The sequence below is a fragment of the Micromonospora phytophila genome, assembly GCF_023656545.1.
Lineage (GTDB): Bacteria > Actinomycetota > Actinomycetes > Mycobacteriales > Micromonosporaceae > Micromonospora > Micromonospora phytophila.
The window spans coordinates 1-7,086 of record NZ_JAMOKF010000290.1; the positions used below are offsets into that span (position 1 = coordinate 1).

A 7,086-nucleotide genomic window follows, 5' to 3' on the forward strand; every position below is an offset into this window, starting at 1 on the left:
GTCCTCGTCCGCCGCCCCCGGCGGGGCCTCGCCGGCCGGGCGCACCGGCCCGGCCAGGGGAAGCAGGTTCATCGCCGGGGAGCCGACGAAGCGGGCCACGAACGTGCTGGCCGGGGTGCGCCAGATTTCGTCGGGGGTGCCGACCTGCTCGATCCGCCCGTCGCGCAGCACCGCGATCCGGTCGGCGAGAACCAGCGCCTCGGTCTGGTCGTGGGTGACGTGGACCATGGTGGCGCCCAGCCGGTCGTGCAGGGCCCGCAGCTCGGCGCGCATCTCGGTGCGCAGTGCCAGGTCCAGGTTGGACAGCGGCTCGTCGAGGAGGAACACGTCCGGCTCGCGGACCAGCGCCCGGGCCAGCGCCACCCGCTGCCGTTCGCCGCCGGAGAGCTGCCCGGGTCGCCGGTCGAGCAGGGCGACGCACCCGACGGACTCGGCCGCCGCGCGGGCCCGTTCCCGGGCGACGCGGCGGGGGGTGTCCCGCACCTCCAGGCCGAAGGCGATGTTCTCGGCGACGCTCAGGTGCGGGAAGAGCGCGTACGACTGGAACACCATCGACACGTTGCGCCGGCCCGGGCGGTCGCTGGTGACGTCCCGGCCGGCGATGCGGACCCGGCCGGCGGTGACCGGTTCCAGGCCGGCCACCACCCGCAGCACCGTCGACTTGCCGGCGCCGGACGGGCCGAGCACCACCAGCAGCTCGCCCCGGGCGACGGTCAGGTCGACCTCGTGCAGCACCACCGACCCCCGGTAGGCGGCCGAGACGCCGTCGAGGCTGAGACCGGGGTCGCTCACCCGTGCTCGCCGCGGGCGAAGAGCGGCCGGGTCTGCTGGTCGAGCTCGCGGATCACGTCGTCGAGGCGGTCGCCGCGGTACAGGGCGTTCTCCAGGATGCCGGAGGTGGCGTCCTCGATCTCCGGCCAGGTGGAGACGGTGGGCAGCGCCCGGACGGTGGGGATGGCGTCGAGGAAGACCTTCGCGCTGCGCGGCGGCTGCGCCGGGCCGAGGAAGGCCGGGGACTGCGACACCGCGATGTGCGACGGGACCGTCCGGCCGGTGGCCGCGATGATCCGCTGGCCCTCCTCCGCGATGGCGAACTCCAGGAACTTCCAGGCCGCCTCCTTGTTCTTCGCGCCCCGGGTCATGCAGTACGCGTCGGAGTGCAGCACCCCGACCTGCTCCTTGTAGATCGGCAGCGGGGCGACGTCCCACTCGAAGCCGGTGATCGAGCGGAACGTGGTGGTGGCCCGGCGGGAGCTCATCAGCATGGCGAGCCGGCCGTTGGCGAACCGCGACTCGTCGTCCTCGGCCTCCACCTCCTCGTCGGTCGGCACCACCCCGTACGCCTGCCGCAGGTCGACGAGGTTCTTCAGCGCCTCCCGGCCGGCCGGCGTGTCCAGGGTCAGCCGGGTGGGCCTGTCGGGGTCGTCGACGAGCTGGCCGCCGCTGGACCAGACGAACGGGGCGAGCCGGATGATCGACGGTTCGACGCCGAGGCCGTGCACGGCCGGGCGCTGGGCGGCGCCCTCGCTCTCGGTGGCCCGGATCGCCGCGCCGCGGGCGTCGCGGGTCATCGCGGTGGCGGTGCCGACCAGGTCGTTCCAGGTCCAGCCGGCCTTCGGCTCGGGCACGCCGTACTTCTGGAACAGGGTGCGGTTGTAGTAGACCGCCAGGCTGGAGACGTTCTGCGGCAGGCAGAGCTGCTTGCCGCCCCACTTGAAGGCGTCCATCGCCACCGGGTAGTAGTCGGCCGGGTCGACGGCCTGCGAAGCGGCGATCCGGTCGTCGAGCGGCTCGATGACGTTCTTGGCCGCGAACTGGCCGTAGAAGCGGTAGTTCATCAGGAACAGGTCCGGCGGGGCGCCGCCGGCCACCGAGGTCGCCAGCCGGGCCAGCAGGTCCTTACGGTCGCTGGCCTCGACCAGCTGCACGTCGGTGCCGGGACGCGCCTTCTCGTACGCCTCGACCAGGGTGCGGTAGGCGGCCAACTCCTCGGGGGCACCGAAGACCAGCAGCCGCACCGGCCCGTCGGACGACGAGCCGGAGCCGGAGCCGCAGCCCGTGACGAACAGCACGGCGGAGAGCAGCAGAGCGAGCAGCGCCTTGGGTCTCATCGTCAGTTCCGTCCCGTCGGGTCGTCGTGGTGGAGGAAGCGCCGCTGGGCGAGCACGAACACGACCAGCGCCGGCACCGTGGCGATGACCGCCCCGGCCAGGAAGACCGGGAAGTTCGTCGGGTCCAGCACCGACAGCGAGCGCAACGCCAGCGGCAGGGTGAACAGGTCACGGTCGTAGACGTAGACCAGCGGGTCAAGGAAGTTCGACCAGGTGAGCACGAAGGTGAGCGCGGTGAGCGCGGCGGTCACCGGGCGGACCAGCGGGAGGGCGACCCGCCACCAGGTGCGCATCGGCGAGAGGTCCTCCACCAGGCAGGCGTCGTAGAGGTCCGCCGGCAGCGCCCGGAAGGCCAGGTAGTAGACCAGGACGTACAGCGGCGAGGTGCCCAGCAACGCCGGGGCGATCAACGGCACCAGGGTATCGGTCAGGCCGAGCATCCGGAAGATCGCGAAGCGGGGCACCAGCAGCGCGGTGGCCGGGACCATCAGGGCGACCAGCGACGCCGCGACGACCACGGCGGTGGTGCGCGGCGCGAGCCGGGCCAGTGCGAAGCCGGCCAGCGCGGCGACCAGCACGCTCAGCGGCACCGCGACGACCGCGACCACGACCGAGTTGAGCGAGGCCCGCAGCAGCCCGCCCAGCTCCACGGCCTGCTCGTAGCCGGTGGTCGACACCGGCTCGGGCACCAGCTGCGGGGTCGGCGACGGCGGCAGCCCCGGCTCGGTGAACGAGCCGGAGACCAGCAGCAGCAGCGGGGGGACGAAGACCAGGACGACGAAGGCCGCGCCGAGGGTACGCCAGGCCCGGCCGGCCGCCTCGGGCAGCGGTGAGGGGCCGCTCGCGCGGCCCCTCACCAGGTTGTTGCCGATGATCGTCTACCTCTAGAGGGTGAGCTGCCAGGCGCCCAGGCCGTGCGAGGCGGCGTAGAGCACCCGCTTGCCCGGTACGACGGTGAGCCCGGCAACCTCGACGTTCGGCATGCCGAGGGCTGCCTTCGCCCAGGTCGTGCTCCCCTTGGCCAGCCGCAGGACGCCGAAGTCGGTGGCCGCGTAGAGGTCACCGGTGACGTCGTCGCGGACCAGGTCGGTGATCGGCTGGTCGCCGAAGTCGTACGACCGGTCGGCCCAGGTCGCGCCGCCGTCGCCCAGCTTCACCTCGAACGCGTGCCCGGTGGTCGCCGGGGTGTTCGAGTTGAACCCGCTGTAGGAGACCCACGCCCGGGCCGGGTCGGCCGGGTCGACGTGGATGCTGGTGACGAAGCGGTTCGGGGTGGTGGCGGTGTCGATCCGGGTCCAGGTGACCGCCGAGGCCGGCTCGGCGTCCACGTTGCGGCTGACGAACACCCGGCCGGTGCTGGTGGCCGCGTACGCGGTGGACGAGTCGGAGTCGACCCGCTGGACCACCGAGACGGCGCCGCCGGCCCGGTCGCCGAAGGCGGCGTCGGTCAGCGCGGTGCCGCCCAACTGCTGCCAGTCACCGCACCGGGCCTCGAAGGTGCCGGTCCAGCTGTTGCAGATCCGGTTGGCCTCCTCCAGGCTCCGGTCGCCCAGCCCGAAGGTCTTGGTGCGGTACACCGAGCGGGCGGTGCCGGCGAACATGGTGCCGCTGACCTTCGGGTCGCTGATCACCGGGGCGTAGAACAGCGTGCCGAGCTGGCCGAAGATCCCGTCGTAGATCGAGATCCAGCTGCCGATGTCGCCGTTGTTGAAGTTCACCTCGGGGGTGGCGTCGTAGAAGGTGTGGAACCGGAACTCGGGCTTGCCGACGTCGAACCCGGAGGCACCGCCGTCACCGATCATCGTGTTGGTCCAGCGGTTGCGCTGGCCCTTGTTCTCCCAGGTGCCGTTGTCCTGGGTGCCGCCCTGAAGCTGGGTGTGGTCGTGCGGGCTGGCCGAGAGGCTGATGAACTGCAACGTGGTCATGCCCTTGTTGATGCCCTCCAGCTTGGAGGGGATCTTCGAGAGCATCTGCTTGCAGCGGGCCTTCTGGGCCGGCCCGGCGGCCCCGGCGAAGTTGCGGTCCGGGTTGTCACACCAGGACGAGCGGTCGACGAACTGACCGCTGGAGCGCATCAGGCCGCCGTCGTTGGCCTCGAAGAACTGGTACGGGTTGCGCGGGTTGGTGATCAGGGCGTGCTGGTCGGGGTGCAGCCCGTTGGGGTGCAGCTCGTCGGTGCCGTCGTAGGTCATGTCGGTGCCGCTGACGCCAGCGTCGGTGGAGAGGACGACCGCCCGCTTGTGGGCGACCGTCTCGCCGTAGACGTAGGAGCCACCGGAGTAGACGATGTCCGGGTGCCCGGCCGGGGTGTGCACGAAGAGGTCGTACCAGCACTGGCCGGTGCACTGGTTGAAGGTGGCGTAGCCCGGGTCGGCCGGGTTGCTGCTGGTCAGGTCGGCGAACGCCGGGGCGCCGGCGGCCACGTCGTCGCTGCGGAACAGCCGCGAGTACGGGTTGCCGATGTTGCCCTCGTGGACGTACATCCGGGTCTTGCCGTTGGGCAGCGCGGTGACGTCGATCGCGGCGCGGGTCTGGAACACGGCCGGGTTGAGCGACGGCTTGATCTGCGTCCAAGTCGCGCCCGCGTCGGCCGAGCGCCACACGCCCCGGGCGTACGAGGAGGCGTAGACGATGTCGGAGTTCCTCGGGTCGAGCTTGACGTAGCGCACCCCGCGCGGGGAGCAGGCGGCGGTGTTGCCGTACTCGGCGGCGCTGCCGGTGCAATGGGCCGGGTCGGCCGAGCCGTTGTGGATGAACTTCCAGGTCGCACCGCCGTCGGTGGACTTGTAGAGGCCCCACTTCGCCGCGTCGGGCACCGGGCGGGTGACGCCGGTGCAGCAGGAGCTGGACATGCCGCGCAGCGCGGTGGTGGTGGCGACGTAGAGCGTCTTCGGGTCACCCGGCTTGATGGTGATCTCGCCGATGCCCTTGCCGGCCAGGGCGGCCTTGCCCAGCGGGCCCTTCCAGGTCAGACCGCCGTTGGTGGACTTGTACAGGCCGACGCCGGCGACGCAGCCGGAGCCGCAGGTGTTCGCCTCGCCGGTGCCGACGTACATGGTCAGGCCGGTCTTGTCGTTGCGGTCGATCTTGACCGAGCCGGCGGCGTTGATGCCGAGCGGCCCGCCCAGGTAGAACCACTTGGGCTCGGCGGCGAGGACGTTCAGGGTGCCCCAGACGCCGCCGCCGGCCGGGGTGGCGTAGGCCCGGCAGAGCAGCTGGTTGCAGTCCGGGGCGATGTCCACGGAGGTGACCCGGCCGCCCGCGACGTACTCGTTGGGCACGTAGTTGAAGGCGTTGCGGTACTCGGTGAACGGGTAGAGGGCCTCGCTCGGGCCGACGTTGGTCCACGTACGGACGCCGGTGCGCCGCTCGGTGCTGCCGGCCCGCCGCTCGGCGGCGGAGTAGGCCGCCTTCGACCGGTCCATCTGGGCGACCGTGATCGCGTTGGCCGGGAAGGCACGCTCCAGGAACTCCTGCTGCGCGGCGTTGCCCGGCCCGTCCGGCGACATGCCGTCGTTGCCCGGCACGGCCCGCAGCAACTTCTCGGTGTGGGCGCCGAGCGCGCCCGGCATCTCCCCGTCGCCGACGGCGACCGGGGTCGGCACCTCGGCGCCGGCGAAATGGATTCCGACAAAACCGGTCGATGCCACCACGGCACCGACCGCCAGTCCTACGAGTAGATGGCGACGTCTGCGCTTCACGAGGGTCCCTCCGGCACGAGAAGGCGTCACCGCAGCGCGGTGCCGGATTGGCGAGCCGTCGCTGGCAGCGTCCACGCAGGAGAATGTCAGAGGGACCGGGTGGCAGACAATCCCCTGCGTCGATTTGCATTTCACAGATGGTTGCAATCGCAGGGAACGGGTAGTGCGGCACCATGCCAGCGCGCTACGAGAACTATCCGAGGATCGCCATTGTCACGGGAGCCGATTCCGGCATCGGCAAGGCCTGCGCGGTCGCGCTCGCCGAGGCCGGCTTCGACATCGGCATCACCTGGCACGCCGACACGACGGGCGCCGAGAAGACCGCGACGGAGGTCCGCGCCACCGGCCGGCGCTGCGAGGTGGCCGAGCTGGACCTGACCCGGCTGCCGGAGGCCGCCGCGGTGGTCGACGAGCTGGCCGACCGGCTCGGCGGGATCGGGGTGCTGGTCAACAACGCCGGCACCGGAGCGTCCACGCCGTTCGTCGACACCGGCTGGGACCAGTGGCGCGAGGTGCTCTCGGTGGACCTGGACGGGCCGTTCCTCTGCGGGCAGCGGGCCGCCCGGCGGATGCGCGCCGCGGGCCTCGGCGGCCGCATCGTCAACATCACCAGCGTCCACGAGCACGCGCCGCGGGTCGGCTCGGCGGCGTACTGCGCGGCGAAGGGCGGGCTCGGGTTGCTGACCCGGGTGATGGCGCAGGAGCTGGCCGCCGACGGGATCACCGTCAACGCGGTCGCCCCGGGGGAGATCGCCACCCCGATGACCGGCCAGGAGGACGTCGACCCGTTCACGCAGGAGCGGCCCGGCGTACCGGTCGGGCGGCCGGGGGACGCCCGCGAGGTCGCAGCGGTGGTCGCGCTGCTCGCCTCCCCCGCCGCCGCGTACGTCACCGGGGCGTCCTGGCCGGTGGACGGCGGCATGCTGATGATGGGCCCGCAGGCGAACGCGCTGACCTCCGACGACTGGCGCTCGCTCTGAGCCGACGTAACAGTTGGTGACCAATCGGGTTCACAGTGTCCACTTAGGGTGGTCGACGGCCCGGTCGCACGACGGCCGGGCCGACGACCGGCCCCCACCCGGGGCCCCGACGGAAGGACACACCATGCCCTTCGCCCAGCAGGTCGCCGCCCTCGCCACGGCGGCCGTCCTCGCCACCGGCGCACTGACCGCCGCGACCCCGCCAGCCGCCGCCCACGCCGCCGCCCCGACCACGTCGGTGCTGCTGCTCAGCGTCGAGCCGGAGTTCACCGGCGCGCCGCGGGCCACCGCGCT

General features: G+C 72.2%; 5 protein-coding genes. 1 reads left to right on the top strand and 4 read right to left on the bottom strand.

Annotated features, from left to right (window positions below; genetic code table 11):
* From NCC78_RS25000 to NCC78_RS25015, 4 genes are all read right to left on the bottom strand, one after another.
* A partial coding sequence (locus NCC78_RS25000; RefSeq protein ID WP_250797439.1) for an ABC transporter ATP-binding protein occupies positions 1 to 792 on the bottom strand: 792 nt, incomplete at its 3' end.
* The gene (locus NCC78_RS25005; RefSeq protein ID WP_250797440.1) at positions 789 to 2,111 is read right to left on the bottom strand and encodes an ABC transporter substrate-binding protein; all 1,323 of its coding nucleotides are present in this window, start codon (positions 2,109 to 2,111) and stop codon (positions 789 to 791) included. The genes NCC78_RS25005 and NCC78_RS25000, both read right to left, overlap by 4 nt.
* A gap of 2 nt (positions 2,112 to 2,113) precedes the next feature.
* Positions 2,114 to 2,968, bottom strand: coding sequence for a carbohydrate ABC transporter permease (locus NCC78_RS25010; RefSeq protein WP_250797441.1), 855 nt, complete (start codon positions 2,966 to 2,968; stop codon positions 2,114 to 2,116).
* Positions 2,969 to 2,995: 27 nt separating this feature from the next.
* Complete coding sequence (locus tag NCC78_RS25015) at positions 2,996 to 5,812, bottom strand: beta propeller repeat protein (protein WP_250797442.1); 2,817 nt, start codon at positions 5,810 to 5,812, stop codon at positions 2,996 to 2,998.
* 173 nt (positions 5,813 to 5,985) lie between these two features.
* On the opposite strand from NCC78_RS25015, the gene NCC78_RS25020 reads away from it, so the two are divergent.
* Complete coding sequence (locus NCC78_RS25020; protein WP_250797444.1) at positions 5,986 to 6,792, top strand: SDR family oxidoreductase; 807 nt, start codon at positions 5,986 to 5,988, stop codon at positions 6,790 to 6,792.
* The last annotated feature ends 294 nt before the right edge of the window (positions 6,793 to 7,086 follow it).

Coding starts and splice junctions, on each gene's coding strand:
- NCC78_RS25005 (WP_250797440.1), bottom strand. CDS start 2,111: ATGAGACCCAAGGCGCTGCTCGCTCTGCTGCTCTCCGCCGTGCTGTTC.
- NCC78_RS25020 (WP_250797444.1), top strand. CDS start 5,986: ATGCCAGCGCGCTACGAGAACTATCCGAGGATCGCCATTGTCACGGGA.